Source organism: Achromobacter sp. JD-1 (assembly GCF_038594925.1).
GTDB lineage: Bacteria > Pseudomonadota > Gammaproteobacteria > Burkholderiales > Burkholderiaceae_B > Achromobacter > Achromobacter spanius_C.
Genome location: NZ_JBCGCS010000002.1, coordinates 62,401 through 76,916, shown reverse-complemented (window position 1 = coordinate 76,916; position 14,516 = coordinate 62,401). Strand labels below are relative to the sequence as shown.

Here is a 14,516-nt window from a genome sequence, read left to right as displayed (position 1 = left end):
CACCGTCTACAGGAGCAGTGCAACTATGGAACCAGGTACTACGGGGCTGGGAGGCCTCGCGGCCTTGAAAGTCGCAATGGCGTATGGCGTGCCGGCGGCGCTGGCGGCCATGCTTGGGCTGCTAATCATGCCGCCACGATCCGTGCGCGAGTTCACTATCCGCACGATTTCGACGGTTTCTTGCTCGTTCATGTTTGGGCCGGCGCTTGCCGCAGGCGTTATCGCCTGGAAGCCGGGGCTGATGGACGCCATGATCTGGCTATCGCAACACGGGGCCGGCAGCGACGACGCGCTGCTGGCGAAGTTCTACGTGTTGGGGCCGAGCATGCTGCTGGCTGGGCTCCCTGCATGGTGGGTGTTGGGGGCGTACATGCGATGGATGGCAAGCATGCGCCAGAAGGGGCTGCTTGAGTGGGTGGCCGAGGTCCGCGCGAAGATCTTTGGCGTGAGGCCTGGCGGGGAGGGGTGATTGTGGATCTGAAGACCGTTATCGATACCGCGATCGCGCCTGCGCTCGGGCTGCTGCCGGCAAACCGTGACACCCGCGAAGCGCGCGTGATGCTTCTTGCCATTGGTTTGCAGGAAAGTCGCTTTCTGCATCGCCGGCAGATCAAAGGGCCGGCCGTGGGCTTCTGGCAATTTGAACGCGCGGGCGGCGTGCGCGGCGTGTTGTCGCACCCGTCGAGCTGGGCGGATGCCCGCTCAGTCTGCGCCGTTCGGGATGTCGAGCCGACAGCGACGGACGTGTACAACTCGCTACCGCATGACGATATCTTGGCCGCAGTTTTTGCGCGCCTGCTGTTGTGGACGGACCCCCAGCGTCTGCCTTCGCTTGGCGACGCGAACGGAGCATGGGCACTTTATCTGCGGACGTGGCGGCCGGGGAAACCGCACCCTGAGACTTGGCCGGCGCTGTATGCGCAAGCGCTCGCCGCAGTAGGGGGCAGCAATGTCGGCATGGGTTGAGCGGCTTAAAGGCGTCCTGCTGTTGATCGGCCTTGCGGCGGTCACTTTGGTGAGCGTGTTCTATCGGGGGCGCGCTACGGGGCGGCAGGCGGAGCGCCAAGAAAGATCCGACCAAATCAACGAACAGGGGGCCAAGGCCCGGCAGGAGGTGCGTGATGTGCAGCGGGAAACGGCTGGTATGGATGATGACGCTATTGCTGATGAGCTTAAGCGTGACTGGGTGCGTGGCACCGGCAGCGGTCGGCGTTGAGTTCTGCGACCACGCGCGGCCGGTCTATTTCGATTCGGGCGAGCAGGTGGATGCAACGCCGGCCCCTGTTCGTCGACAGATTCGGGATATCAACCGGATTTGGCAAACTCAATGCGACCGCTAGCGCGGGGCCATACCCTTTCGCAGCTTATCGGGCGTTTCCATTAAGTCCTGTACGTCCTGGTCGCGCTCAATGACACACGGCTCAGCGCGCAGCGCTTCCATGAACTCGTCGTAAAGGTCGCCCGTGATGCCGGCCGGGCGTTTGAAGTCGTCCGAAAGCTGGTAGGCGCGCAGCAGGCTCGCACGTAGGCGCTTGACCTCCCATAGCAGGGCGATCACATCGCTGTTCCATGGTTGGCGTTCGCGGATGGCGCGCAGGTCGTTGTGGGAGAGGGGCGGTTTGAACGGCATGGCGGAAAACACTGGTTGAATATCCAGTATATTCCAGCGATGTCACGGTCACTTCATCGGCGTGGCGACGAGCTTGTCGGAGGGGAAGGGGGCCAGGAAGTCCCGGGCCGCCTCGGCCGGCGCGGTCAGCCAGTCGCCGTAGGCGCCTTCCGGCAGGATGACGACCATGCGCTTTTCCTTGCCCGCCTGGTGATAGTCGCGGAATAGCGGATCCTCGTCCGCGTTGATGGTCAGCATGGTGTAGCTCTCTTGCCACTGGCCGGCAGCATCGCGCCACCGGTCCCAAAGGCCCGCGATGCCGAGTGGCGCGCCGTCAGCCCGTGTGAACCGGGTGGGCACTGCCGACCCGGAACGCCAGTCGGGTTCGAAGATGGCATCCGCCGGGATGATGCAGTGCTGCGCCCGGCGCCAAGCGTTGCCGAAGGTGAACGATTTGGGTGCTGTCTCGCTGCGGGCATTGAAGGTGGACAGCTTGCCGGCCTTGTCCAGGCCGTCGGCTTTTGTCATGGCGCTGATGAGGCCCCAGCGGCCGGCGACAACTTCCCTCTCCGGTACGGCGTCGTCGCCCACATCATGCTCCACGGGCCGGCGCACGAATACACCCTGATACCTAGGCCACATGTCGTACTTGCCGATGGCGGCCGGCTTCTGGCGCACGCCGAACTTCTTGAGCAGTAACTCGGCGTCTTTCAGGGTCTGGTAGTGGCTGCACATGGAACCACTCGGACAGGGCAACACATCGACATAAAAAAAGCCGCCCGTTAGGGCGGCTCCGAATCAGAGTGCTCAAGCGGTAGCAGGCGTGCTGCCCACATCGTACGGAAGTATTACTCCATCCCGGAGGCCTTTGGGAGCCGCGAGGACGAGTCTCAACAATTTCTTGGAACGTGACACGCATGCGACTGCCCAGATAACTGGAACAATGTAAATCCACCAGCCAGCCGCGTCGATTGCAGCGGCTTTAATTGAAAGGCGAGTCATGCGTTTGCGAAGGTCGACAACTTCTTTGATCTTGCAGCTATCGAGAGAATTTAGCTTGCCTTGGACCTGCTTCTTTATCTCTGGGTGTGAGTCGAATGCTCTGCGCGCAGCGATAAGATTGAAGATCGTAATGCGCCACATATCCGAAATCAGGAAATTGACAGAGTCTTGCAGACTATGAAACACGGGGTCGGACAGCTCCTTGCCGTGCTGCATCTTTAGTTGTCGCAGTTCATCTCTCAAAGCGAACGCCTCATAACGCAGGTGGCTACGTAATGAAGGGACAATGGCTGATTGAAGTACATAGTGGTACACAGCCAAAACCATCATCGCAATTACAACGTATTCCATTTAAACCTCACTTGATCGCACGTGCTGGCCCAGGCGGGACTGCTGCGCGGCAGTTTTCGCGTCTGCTACCCTTTGCATTTCCTGAGCGTTGATGCGCCTGAGGAATCGTGCGTTGACCCCCCAAGCTAAAGCTGTGATCAAAAAGAGTGCCCATCCAAGATAGCTTCCAGATGCCAACCCGTCCATGATCCGAAAGACGAAGTTCGAAAGTTGGTCCGGCGGAAGTCGAACTACAATCACAAAAAGGACTAAGAACGCGCACATCAATAGGAGTTGGCCTCTGGCCATTGCGGCCACCAGGACGTCCCTCATTGCATGGAAAAAGCCTACTTTGACAACTGGCTTTGAATTTCCACTTTGCTTGCCGGCCATATCGTATTCCGCTCCATTCTTTTTGTTGTGACACCCTGAAACAGTCGGTTCGAATCATAACCTGCTTACATTGCGTAATGATTGAATTTCTCTATTGCTCGAGCAGGGCGAACTAACAACGTAAGAGTGAGCGTTGGTATTTTTTGTTGGTTTGGTCTGTAAGTTGTTGTTTTATATGGTATTGTTACTCCCTTACAAGGCGTAGGTCACAGGTTCGACCCCTGTAGCACCCACCAAAAGCAACATTCGCATTTTTGCCGATTCTTCCAGCGAAACCCGCACACTTCATTGTGGCGGGTTTTTTGCTTTGGGCGTCGCGCCGGCTTCCCCCGCATTCCTTGCGTTTGCGCAAGCATCCTTGTACACGTTTTGAGCTTTCTGGTTTGACCCGGTAGGGCAGTGTTACGCTATTCCAGACGAAATAGAACGTGCGAATCATTCGCATTTAAGATATTATGATCGGCTTGTACCGGCTGGCTGATGCCGCTTTTTTTTGGGCGGCGTCTTCGTCTGGCTGGCCGGATAAGTCAATGCACTCTGGCTGATTCATGCCTAGTTTTCAACGCGGTTCGAATTCTTCTTCGCCGTCTTCATTTGGTATACGCGCTGGCGCCGGGCTGGCGGTTGTCGCACTTCATGCGGCTGTGATCGGAGCCATTTTCATGGCGCCTACGAATCGTCCTGAGCTCGAGGAACCCGAGGCTGTCATGGTCAGCCTGGTGGATGCGCCCATCCCGCAGGTGGCCAAGGCGGAACCCACGCCCGAACCGCCGGAGCCCGTGGTCGAACCTCCGCCCGAGCCGCAGCCCGAAATTGAACCGGAACCCGAGCCCGAGCCGGAACCCGAACTGAAGCCCGAGCCGGAACCCGAACCCGAGCCGGTGGTTGAAAAGCCGCCGGAGCCGGCGCCCAAGCCGAAACCAAAACCCAAGCCGAAGCCCAAGCCCAAGCCGATTCCCAAGCAGGAAGTCAAACCCGAGCCCAAGCCGGAGACGCCGCCGCCGCAGGCCAAGCCCACCGGCGCGGTTGATGGCGCGCAGGCCACGCAAAGCCCGCAGCAGGGGCCGCCGCCCGATCAGCCCGTGCTGGTGTCGAGCATCGAATTCCAGGGCGCGCGTCCCATGCCTACCTACCCGATGGCTTCGCGCCGCATGCGGGAAGAAGGGCGGGTGCTGGTGCTGGTGGAGATCAACACGCAGGGCCTGGTGGACCGCGCAACGATCGACACGTCCTCGGGTTTCTCGAGGCTGGATGAATCCGCGCTGACCGCTGCCCGCAAGGCCAGGTTCAAGCCCTATACCCGTAACGGCGTGGCCTATCCCGCCAAAGCCAAAATTCCGTTCGATTTCGTAATGAGGAACTGAGATGTCCAACGCACTGCATGGCGCCACCCTGGTGGCGCAGGCGACGACCAGCCCGGCTGCACCCGCTGCCGCCGCCGCTGCGCCCGCAGCCCAACAAGCCGCCACGGCCGGCGCCGGCGTCGTTCAGCAATCGGCTGACGCGCTGCAGAACGCCGCCGCCGCGCTGCCGTCGCTGCCCACCCCCGCGCCGTTGCCGGTCGCGCCGCCCGACATGGGCTTCTTGCACTTCGTCGCGCAGAGCGATTTCGTGGGCAAGAGCCTGTTCGTCATCCTGATCCTGATGTCGCTGGTGACCTGGTACCTGATCCTGGTAAAGGCCGCCAGCAACGTCAGCATGCGCAAGCGTTCGGCGGACTTCCTGAACAAATTCTGGAACGCCAGCTCGCTGGAGCAGGTCGAGCACGAAATCAGCACGCACGGCGCGCGCGACCCGTTCTCGCACCTGGCCAGCCACGCCATGCACGCCCAGGCGCACCACAATAAGTTCGGCGCGACCAAGCTGGAAGAATCCGGCAGCAATTCCGATTTCGTCACGCGCACCATGCGCAAGGTGATCGACGAAGAAACCGCCAAGCTGGAAAACGGCCTGACGGTGCTGGCCTCGGTGGGCTCCACCGCGCCGTTCGTCGGCCTGTTCGGCACGGTGTGGGGCGTGTATCACGCCCTGGTGGGTATCGGCCTGTCCGACGGCGTGACCATCAACCGCATCGCCGGCCCCGTGGGCGAAGCCTTGATCATGACGGGCCTGGGCCTGGCCGTGGCCATTCCCGCGGTGCTGGCGTACAACACCTTCGTGCGCAACAACCGCGTGTACCTGTCGCGCCTGGACGCCTTTGCCCATGATCTGTTTGCGTTCCTGACCACCGGCCAGCAAGTGGCGCTGTCCGACGGCAAGGTGCGCGCCCTGCGTCGCCAGAACGGTAACGGCGCCGCGGTTCAACGCGGGAGCGAATAATGGCCTTTGGCAGCTTCGAGGGAAAAGGGTCCGGAAGCCATACGGTTTCCGAGATCAACATGGTGCCCCTGATCGACGTCATGCTGGTGCTGTTGGTGATCTTCATCATCACGGCCCCGCTGCTGGCGCATTCGATCAAGATCAACATGCCCCAGGTGGCCGCCGAGCAGATCGAAGAAGAACCCAAGACGGTCGACCTGGCCATTGATGCCAGCGGCGCGCTGTTCTGGGACGAAAAGCCGGTCAATATTGATGACCTGCCCAACCGCTTCAAGTCGATCGCCGGCACCAAGCCGCAACCTGAAATCCGCATTCGCGCCGATCAGAACACGCGCTACGAAACGCTGGCCAAGGTCATGGCCGCGGCGCGCCGTTCGGGCATGTCGCGCATCGGGTTCATCACGACGCCGCCATCCAGCGGCGCCGCGGCAGGCGAAACGCCCGCTGCTGGCGCAAGCCCGGGCAGCGCCACCCCGGCCCCGGCCGGGGCGCCGTCCGGCGGGTGAACGAATCCAGGGAAGGGGCGCATTTCGCGCCCCTTTTTTTTCGGATCGCGCTAGAATCGCGGCATGCGAGTTCTGGTAATCGAAGACGACACCACCCTGGGCCATGCGCTCCAGGAATTCCTGGCCGACCAGGGTTATGCGGTCGACTGGCTGACCGAAGGCGACCGAGTGCTGGGCGCCTTGGCTGGCCAGCCTTACGACCTCATGCTGCTCGACCTAAATTTGCCCGGCATGAGCGGGCTTGATGTGTTGCGGCAGTTGCGCCAAGACGGCAATCAAGTCCCCGTACTGATCCTCACCGCGCGCGACGGCATTGAAGACCGCGTTGCGGGCCTGGATGCCGGCGCCGACGATTACGTCACCAAGCCCTTTGAACTGCCCGAGCTGGCGGCGCGCGTGCGTGCCTTCGGCCGACGCCGGGCAGGCCAGGCGCAGCCCCTGATCGAAGTCGGTCCGCTGGTGTTCGATACGGTCGGCCGCGAAGTGCGCGCCAATGGCCAACGCCTGTCGCTGTCGGTGCGCGAGCTTTCCGTACTGGAAATGCTGATGGCCCGCGTGGGCCGCGTCGTCACCAAGCGTCAGATCGTGAACTCCTTGTCCGCCTGGGACGCCGATTTCAGCGAAAACGCGGTCGAAGTCTACGTGTACCGCTTGCGTAAGCGCCTGGAAGGCACGGGCGCCAGCATTCAGACGGTGCGCGGCTTCGGCTACATGCTGGATGTGGAAACGGCCTGACGGGCCGGGCGCCGCCGGTAGGTTCCGGCAGCGCGCTTCCATCCGCCCAAGCGAGGGTATCGCGTCATGACGCACGAACGCATTCCTTCCGCTCCCACGCCCACACGCCCCTTGCTCCCTTCCCGCTCGCTTGCCCGGCATCTGGTCATTCGGTTGATGCCGCCGATTCTGCTGCTTGTCCTGCTGGACCTGGCGGCAACCTGGGTGATCACGCACAAGATCGACATGTCGCTCTGGATGCTGGAAGATTTCTTCTGGTTGATGGTGGTGGGACAGATTGCGCTGATTGCGCTGTTCACCTGGGTGGTGGTGCAGGGCGTGCGATCCGGGCTGCGTTCGGTGAACCATTTGTCCGAGGAAATCCGGCAGCGCTCCATCGACGACATGCAGCCGCTGGAAGTGGCGGGCGTGCCGGTCGAGATCGAACCGCTGGTCACGCACACCAACGACATGTTGCTGCGCCTGGATGCGTCGCTGGCGGCGCAGCGGCGCTTCATCGGTCATGCCGCACACCAGCTGCGCACGCCGTTATCCGGCCTGCGGCTGGAATCCGAACTGATGCTGGCCCGCCCGTTGCCTGATGACGTGCGGGCGCGTGCCGAACGCATCAAGGCAGTCAGCGACCGCATGATTCGCCTGGGGCAGCAGTTGCTGGTGCTGGCGCGCGCCGACCCTAACGCGCGGCCGCAAGACAGCTTTGTACGCATCGACCTGTGCGAATGGGTGCGAGTGCATGGCGCCGAGTGGTTTCCACGCGTGCGTGAGGCGCGCTACGAACTGGACCTGGTGGCGCCGGACGCGCCGATCTGGATCGATGCCGACCCCTTGCTGCTGGCCGAACTGCTCAGCAACCTGATCGACAACGCCTTGCGCTACGGCAACGAAACCGGGCGTATTACGTTGATCGTGGGCGCCAACCCGCCGTCGCTGACGGTCGAAGACAACGGCCCCGGGATTCCACCCGAAGAACGCGACCGCGTGTTCGAAGCCTTTTACCGTTCGCCCACCGCCACGGCTGGCGGCTCGGGCCTGGGGCTGGCCATCGTGCGCGAGATCGCGCATGCCCATGGCGCCTGGTGGAAGCTGACCAGCCGCCCCGACTTCTCCGGAACACGCCTGTCCGTGGTGTTCCCCGGCCCCCGCAAAGGGGCGCAACTGACTCGTCAAGAACCCATATCATGAGCCAAGCCACGGCTGGTGCCTCTTCTCCGACCGGTGCCCATGCGGGCGGCGTCCATGCGCCGTCGTCGCGCGCGGCGCTTATCTTGGGGGCCTTGGGCGTGGTGTATGGCGACATCGGCACCAGCCCGCTGTATACGCTGCGTGCCTGCCTGACCGGCCTGAGCGTGCACACCGACCTGGAACCCGCGCATTTGCTGGGCGTGCTGTCCATCCTGTTCTGGATGCTGATGCTGGTGGTGTCCCTGAAGTACGTCACGCTGGTGCTGCGCGCCGACAACCGAGGCGAAGGCGGCACGTTGGCGTTGCTGGAACTGGCGGTGCGGGCGCGCGAAGGCAAACTGCGCTGGGTGCTGATCGTGCTGGGAATTTTCGGCGCGGCGCTGTTCTACGGCGACAGCATGATCACGCCCGCCATTTCGGTGCTGTCCGCGCTGGAGGGCATCGGCATCGTGTCGCACACGCTGGACCATTGGGTGGTGCCGATTGCGCTGGTGGTGCTGGTGGTGCTGTTCGCCATCCAGTCGCATGGCACGGGCCTGATGGGCAAGCTGTTCGGTCCGGTGATGCTGCTGTGGTTCGGCACGCTGGCCGCCTTGGGCGGTTGGCAAATCTGGCAGACCCCGGAAGTGCTGGCGGCCCTGAACCCCATGTGGGGCCTGCGCTTCGTCATCGAATTTCCGCTGATCAGCTTTGTGCTGCTGGGCGCGGTCGTGCTGGCCTTGACCGGCGCCGAGGCGTTGTACGCCGACATGGGCCACTTCGGTCGCCCCGCCATTCGCGGTGCCTGGTTCAGCATGGTGCTGCCGGCCTTGACGCTGTGTTATTTCGGCCAGGGCGCGCTGTTGCTGCGCAACCCCGAGGCCATCCGCAACCCCTTCTTTCTGATGGCGCCCGATTGGGGCCTGGTGCCCTTGGTGGCGCTGGCCACCATCGCCACCATCGTGGCCTCGCAAGCCGTGATTTCGGGCGCTTACTCCGTGACGCGCCAAGCGGTGCAACTGGGCTTTTGGCCGCGCATGCAGATCCTGCATACGTCCGCCGTGGAAAAGGGTCAGATCTACCTGCCGCAGGTCAACGCGCTGCTGCTGTGCGCCGTGCTGGTCCTGGTGCTGCTGTTCCGCAATTCCGACAACCTGGCGGCGGCCTATGGGTTCGCCGTAACGGGCACGATGCTGACGACGTCGGTGCTGGCCTTTGCCGTGCTGCCGCGCGGTACGACGGGCATCAAGCGCATGGCGTGGTTTGGGGTGCTGGGCTTCTTGCTGCTGTTCGACGTGCTGCTGTTTTCGGCCAACGTGTTCAAGATCCATGAAGGCGGCTGGCTGCCGCTGCTGGTGGCCATTGTGGTGTTCACGCTGATGATGACGTGGCGCCGTGGGCGCCGCCTGTTGTCGGACATGCAGCAACGCGATCGGCAGCCGTTGAAGGAATTCATGGAGCAGCTGGAGCAGTACCCGCCATCGCGGGTGCCGGGCACCGCGATCTTCATGACGATGAATTCAGGCAACGTGCCGCCGGCGCTGCTGCATAACCTGAAGCACAACAAGGTGCTGCATGACCATGTGCTGTTCCTGACGATTCTGGTGGCCGACGTGCCGTATATTTCGCCCGAAGAGCGTTTCGTGGTGAATAAGCTGTCGGCCTCAAGCTGGACGGCAACGGTGAACTACGGTTTCAAGGAAGACCCGGACGTGCCCGAGGCGCTGCGCCTGGTCGCGGAAGCGTATCCAGAGCTGGATCTGGAGCCGATGCGCACGTCTTATTTTCTGTCGCGCCAAACGGTGGTGGCGGCGCGCAAGCCCGCGCTCTGGCGGTGGCGGCGTGCCGTGTTCTCCTTCATGGCCCGCAACTCCACGCGCAGCACGAAGTTCTTCAAGATTCCCGCCAATCGCGTGGTGGAAATGGGCATGCAGGTAGAGCTGTAGCGGGCCCATCAGGTTCAGGCCCGCTGGCTTTCGTGGTGATAGCGGCGCAATAAAAAACCCCTCGATGACTGTCATCGAGGGGTTTTTCGTTGGCGTTGAAGAATTACTTCTTCTTGGCCGCGTCTTTCAACTGCGGCAGCGACGTGCCGCTGGACGCCAGCAAACCGGTCTTCACGTAAGTAAAGAGCTTTTCGCGGGTGTCGACGATATCCAGGTTGCGCATGGTCAGCTGGCCGATACGGTCGGCCGGCGTGAACGGGGCGTTTTCAACCTTTTCCATCGACAGGCGTTCCGGTGCGTACGTCAGGTTGGCCGATTCGGTGTTCAGCAGCGAATAGTCATTGCCGCGACGCAGTTCGATGGTGACTTCGCCAGTGATGGCGCGGGCCACCCAGCGCTGGGCGGTTTCGCGCAGCATGATGGCTTGCGGATCGAACCAGCGGCCCTGGTACAGCAGGCGGCCCAGCTTGCGGCCGTTTTCGCGGTACTGCTCGATGGTGTCTTCGTTGTGGATGCCGGTGACCAGGCGTTCGTAGGCGATGAACAGCAGCGCCAGGCCCGGGGCTTCGTAGATGCCGCGGCTCTTGGCTTCGATGATGCGGTTTTCGATCTGGTCGCTCATGCCCAGGCCGTGGCGGCCGCCGATGCGGTTGGCTTCCAGCAGCAGTTCAACCGGGTCGCTGTATTCCACGCCGTTCAGGGCGACCGGCTGGCCTTCCTCGAAGCGCACCGTGACTTCTTCGGCCTTCACGGCCACGTCATCGCGCCAGAACGCCACGCCCATGATGGGCTTGACGATGCGGATGCCGGAATTCAGTTGTTCCAGGTCCTTGGCTTCGTGGGTGGCGCCCAGCAGGTTGGAGTCGGTCGAGTAGGCTTTTTCGGCCGACATCTTGTAGTCGAAGCCGGCTTGGCGCATGTATTCGGACATTTCCGAGCGGCCGCCCAGTTCGTCGATGAAGCGCTGGTCGAGCCAGGGCTTGTAGATCTTCAGGTCCGGGTTGGTCAACAGGCCGTAGCGGTAGAAGCGCTCAATGTCGTTGCCCTTGAACGTGCTGCCGTCGCCCCAGATGTTGACGTCGTCTTCCTTCATGGCGGCCACCAGCATCGTGCCGGTGACGGCGCGGCCGATGGGCGTCGTGTTGAAGTAGGTGATGCCGGCGGTCGAGATATGGAACGCGCCCGATTGCAGGGCGGCAATGCCTTCCGCCACCAACTGCGCGCGGCAGTCGATCAGGCGGGCATTTTCAGCGCCGTAGGCCATGGCCTTGCGGGGGATTTCGTCGTAGTCGGACTCGTCGGGCTGACCCAGGTTGGCCGTGTAGGCGTAGGGAATGGCGCCGTTGTTGCGCATCCACAGCAGGGCTGCGCTGGTGTCGAGACCGCCGGAAAAGGCGATGCCGACCTTCTGGCCGGTAGGAAGGTTCGGGAGGATAGTGGTCATTGTTTGAGGTGAGACGCCAACAGGACTTTGACAAAAGGCTTTGACAGCAGCAAGCCGCCAAACAAGAAAGAGTGCGGGCATTTTAACTCTTTTGCCTGGGGCGGCCAGATCCGTGTCGGTATTCCCCATTCCGCGGCGCCCCACGCGAGCGCTCAGGCCCCCGGCGCGAACAGCTTGGATAAATCCAGTTGCCGAATCAGTTGCCCGGTGGCCGTCGCCAGGCGGGTGGCGGGCCGGTGACGGGCGCTGGCCAGCACAAGATTATTGGTGATGGTGGGCGAGCCAATGTCGCAGAGCGACAAGGCATGCTCGGCGGCCGGGCCCCGCGCCGCCGAGCGCGGCAGAATGGCATAGGCGTCGCCTTGCGCGGCCAGTTCCACGATGGTCTGCACGGCGTCCACTTCGGCGGCCACCTTCAGGCGCACGCCTTGTGCGCGGCACACGCTTTCGACCAGGGTGCGGATGGCGTTGGGCAGGCTGGGCAGCACCAGCGGATAGTCGCCCAACCGCGCCACGGTAACGCGCTCAGGCAGCGGCGGCTGGTGGCCGGCAGCAGCCGCCAGCACCAGGTCTTCGCGGAACAGCGATTCGTAGGCAAGCTGGGGCGAGGGCGCCGGGTCATACAGCAGCGCCAGATCGACCCGACCGGCCAGCAGCCATTCGCGCACCTGGGCGCTAAGGCCTTCAGCGACCGCGATAGAGGCTTCGGGGAAGCCGTGGCGAAACGCCTGCACGAGCGGCGGCGTCAGCACGCGGGCGATACGCGGAGGCAAGCCCACCACCACTTTGCCCGTGGGCGTGGCGCGCAACGTCTGCAGGTCTTCCTTGGCGCGTTCGGCCAGGGTCAGCAGCGCGCGAGCATGTTCCAGGAAGCGCAAGCCGGCTTCAGTGGGTTCGGCGCCCCGGCCGTTGCGGTAAAGCAGGTGCTGGCCAAGCTCCAGTTCCAGCAGGCGCACCTGACGGCTCAAGGTGGGCTGGGCCACGTCCAGCATTTCAGCGGCGCGCGAGAAGCTGCGCCGTTCCGCCACCCTGACGAAGTATTCGATCTGCTTGAGATCCATGGGGTATTTGATTTTTCTATATCTGAAATCAAAGATATAGCATTGTTTAGCGCGCGGCAATCCGCGACGATGGCGCTTTCCCAGTCGTTTTTCCAGCAGGAACCCACAGTGCCCGATTGCCGTCCTCCGCTTGCCTCGCCGTCCCGTCCTCGCCACACCCTGCCGCCGGGCGCATGCGACACGCACTGCCATGTGTTCGGGCCGGGCGACGTGTTCCCGTATGCCGAGGGCCGTTCGTACACGCCGCCCGATGCGCCGTACTCGGCCATGGCCGCGCTGCATGCGCATCTGGGCATTGAGCGCGCGGTGGTGGTGCAAGCCAACTGCCACGGCTCGGACCACAGCGCCTTGCTGGACGCGCTGGCCCAAAGCGGCGGGCGCTATCGCGGCGTGGCCTTGCTGGGGGCGGACACCACGGCGGCAACCGTCAAGCAATTGCATGAGGGCGGCGTGCGCGCCGCGCGCTTCAACTTCGTGCCGCACCTGGGCGGCGCGCCGGACCCGGCCGTGTTCGATCATGTGGTGGGCCTGATCGCGCCGCTGGGCTGGCATCTGTGCCTGCACGTGGACGGGGCGATGTTGCCCGAACTGTTGCCGCGCCTGCTGGCGTTGCCCCTGCCTTTTGTCGTGGATCACATGGGGCGCCTGAAGGCGGTCGACGGGCTGGAATCCCCTGCCATGCGGGCCTTGCTGAGCCTGGCCGATGTGCCCCAGGCGTGGGTCAAGGTGTCGGGCATTGACCGTATCGCGTCGGGCAAGCGCCCCTTCGCCGAGGGCATCCCTTTCGTGCGCGCCCTGATCCAGGCCATGCCGGACCGCAGCCTGTGGGGCACGGACTGGCCGCATCCCAACGTGGCGGGCGACATGCCGGATGACGGCGAACTGGTGGACACGTTCTTTGAGGCGTGCCCGGATCCCGGCCTGCGCCAGCGGGTGCTGGTGGACAACCCCGCAAGACTGTACGGATTCATGTAGACGGCTGCGCGGCAGCGCGATGGTTTGGCGAGCAACAAAAATTTCGAGCCATAAAAATTCGATTCAACCAGGAGACATCATGTTCAAGAAAGTGCTTTCAGCCACTGTGCTGAGTTTCGCTGCCTTCGGTGCGGCGCATGCCGACGGCCCCGTCCGTCTGATCGTCGCGTTCCCGCCCGGCGGGCCGGTGGATCTGGTGGGGCGCGTGCTGGCCGAGCAGTTGGGCAAGGAGCTCAAGCAGCAGGTCATCGTGGAAAACAAGGCGGGCGCCAATGGCAACATTGCCGCGGCCTATGTGGCCAAGGCGCCGGGTGATGGCTCGGTGCTGTTCCTGACCAGCGTGGGCGCGGTGGCGATCAGCCCGGCGCTGTACAAAGACATGCCCTACGATCCGGCGCGCGATTTCGCCCCGGTCTCGCGGGTGGTGAACAACGCCACCGTGTTTGTGGTAAACCCTTCCAACCCGGCAACGGACGCGGCGGACTTCGTCAAGCGTTCGCAGGCGGCGTCGCAATCGGTGGCGATCGGCTCGTCGGGCATCGGCAGCATTCCGCACCTGACCTTGGAAATGTTCGAAGACGCCAGCAAGGCCAACGTGCTGCACGTGCCGTACAAGGGCGCGGCGCCCGTCATCAACGACGTGATGGGTAACCAGGTGGCCGGCTTCTTCGGCGACGTGCCGGGCCTGATCGGCCACATCCAAGGCGGCAAGCTGAAGCCGCTGGGCATCGCGGCGCCGACCCGCCATCCGCTGCTGCCCGACGTTAAGACACTGGCCGAGCAAGGCATTGCCGGCGTGGAATCCAACAACTGGTATGGCATCGTGGCACCCGCGTCCACGCCGGCCGCCACCGTCGACAAGCTGAATCAGGCCGTGCGCGCGGCGCTGGGCAATGAAGCGGTGCGCAGCAAGCTGGAGAAATTCGGTGCGCAAGCTGCGCCGAGCTCGCCCCAGGAACTGGCCGACCTGATCGCGTCCGACCGCGCCAAGTGGACCGCGCTGATCCAGCGCAAGAACATCCGTCCGGAGTAAGC

Annotated in this window: 16 protein-coding genes; 11 read left to right on the top strand and 5 right to left on the bottom strand. The window is 63.2% G+C overall.

From position 1 onward, the window contains the following. The first annotated feature begins 25 nt into the window (after window positions 1-25). Genes WBR68_RS03460 through WBR68_RS03450 form a run of 3 tightly spaced genes read left to right on the top strand, consistent with a single transcriptional unit; the run spans window position 26 to window position 1,216 of the window. Entirely contained in the window at window positions 26-469 is a 444-nt protein-coding gene (locus WBR68_RS03460) for a hypothetical protein (protein WP_230693526.1), read from the top strand. A 2-nt stretch (window positions 470-471) separates the two neighbouring features. Further along, window positions 472-966: a hypothetical protein gene (locus WBR68_RS03455; protein WP_230693525.1), complete on the top strand. Its 495-nt coding sequence runs from the start codon at window positions 472-474 to the stop codon at window positions 964-966. Continuing rightward, complete coding sequence (locus WBR68_RS03450; RefSeq protein WP_230693524.1) at window positions 950-1,216, top strand: hypothetical protein; 267 nt, start codon at window positions 950-952, stop codon at window positions 1,214-1,216. The genes WBR68_RS03455 and WBR68_RS03450 overlap by 17 nt, the downstream gene beginning before the upstream one ends. 120 nt (window positions 1,217-1,336) lie before the next feature. Here WBR68_RS03450 and WBR68_RS03445 read toward each other — a convergent pair whose 3' ends face one another. The 3 genes from WBR68_RS03445 to WBR68_RS03435 form a co-directional block, all read right to left on the bottom strand. Further along, on the bottom strand, window positions 1,337-1,630 hold the full coding sequence (locus WBR68_RS03445) for a hypothetical protein (protein WP_230693678.1): 294 nt from the start codon (window positions 1,628-1,630) through the stop codon (window positions 1,337-1,339). Between the two features lie 48 nt (window positions 1,631-1,678). Next, window positions 1,679-2,344: an SOS response-associated peptidase gene (locus WBR68_RS03440; RefSeq protein ID WP_230693523.1), complete on the bottom strand. Its 666-nt coding sequence runs from the start codon at window positions 2,342-2,344 to the stop codon at window positions 1,679-1,681. Between the two features lie 72 nt (window positions 2,345-2,416). Continuing rightward, a complete protein-coding gene (locus WBR68_RS03435; protein WP_230693522.1) occupies window positions 2,417-2,962 on the bottom strand; it encodes a hypothetical protein in 546 nt (181 codons plus the stop codon). 920 nt (window positions 2,963-3,882) lie between these two features. Between WBR68_RS03435 and WBR68_RS03430 the strand changes: the two genes are divergently transcribed. From WBR68_RS03430 to WBR68_RS03405, 6 genes are all read left to right on the top strand, one after another. Beyond that, window positions 3,883-4,698: an energy transducer TonB gene (locus WBR68_RS03430; RefSeq protein ID WP_050445931.1), complete on the top strand. Its 816-nt coding sequence runs from the start codon at window positions 3,883-3,885 to the stop codon at window positions 4,696-4,698. Between the two features lies 1 nt (window position 4,699). Beyond that, on the top strand, window positions 4,700-5,653 hold the full coding sequence (locus tag WBR68_RS03425; RefSeq protein WP_127183921.1) for a MotA/TolQ/ExbB proton channel family protein: 954 nt from the start codon (window positions 4,700-4,702) through the stop codon (window positions 5,651-5,653). Continuing rightward, entirely contained in the window at window positions 5,653-6,159 is a 507-nt protein-coding gene (locus WBR68_RS03420; RefSeq protein WP_127183922.1) for an ExbD/TolR family protein, read from the top strand. The genes WBR68_RS03425 and WBR68_RS03420 overlap by 1 nt, the downstream gene beginning before the upstream one ends. Before the next feature lie 63 nt (window positions 6,160-6,222). Continuing rightward, a complete protein-coding gene (locus WBR68_RS03415) occupies window positions 6,223-6,894 on the top strand; it encodes a response regulator transcription factor (RefSeq protein ID WP_006218435.1) in 672 nt (223 codons plus the stop codon). A 66-nt stretch (window positions 6,895-6,960) separates the two neighbouring features. Next, window positions 6,961-8,076, top strand: coding sequence for a sensor histidine kinase (locus WBR68_RS03410; RefSeq protein ID WP_230693521.1), 1,116 nt, complete (start codon window positions 6,961-6,963; stop codon window positions 8,074-8,076). Beyond that, window positions 8,073-10,001, top strand: coding sequence for a potassium transporter Kup (locus WBR68_RS03405; protein ID WP_050445927.1), 1,929 nt, complete (start codon window positions 8,073-8,075; stop codon window positions 9,999-10,001). Before WBR68_RS03410 ends, WBR68_RS03405 begins: the two co-directional genes overlap by 4 nt. 103 nt (window positions 10,002-10,104) lie before the next feature. Here WBR68_RS03405 and argG read toward each other — a convergent pair whose 3' ends face one another. Then, window positions 10,105-11,445, bottom strand: a complete 1,341-nt coding sequence (argG, locus tag WBR68_RS03400; RefSeq protein WP_230693520.1) for an argininosuccinate synthase — start codon at window positions 11,443-11,445, stop codon at window positions 10,105-10,107. Window positions 11,446-11,597: 152 nt separating this feature from the next. Beyond that, window positions 11,598-12,506 carry a LysR family transcriptional regulator gene (locus WBR68_RS03395; protein ID WP_230693519.1) on the bottom strand — a complete coding sequence of 303 codons (909 nt, stop codon included), beginning with the start codon at window positions 12,504-12,506 and terminating at the stop codon, window positions 11,598-11,600. A gap of 108 nt (window positions 12,507-12,614) precedes the next feature. On the opposite strand from WBR68_RS03395, the gene WBR68_RS03390 reads away from it, so the two are divergent. Further along, the gene (locus WBR68_RS03390; RefSeq protein ID WP_198158142.1) at window positions 12,615-13,481 is read left to right on the top strand and encodes an amidohydrolase family protein; all 867 of its coding nucleotides are present in this window, start codon (window positions 12,615-12,617) and stop codon (window positions 13,479-13,481) included. Window positions 13,482-13,560: 79 nt separating this feature from the next. Continuing rightward, window positions 13,561-14,514 carry a Bug family tripartite tricarboxylate transporter substrate binding protein gene (locus WBR68_RS03385; protein WP_050445925.1) on the top strand — a complete coding sequence of 318 codons (954 nt, stop codon included), beginning with the start codon at window positions 13,561-13,563 and terminating at the stop codon, window positions 14,512-14,514. Window positions 14,515-14,516: the final 2 nt, after the last annotated feature.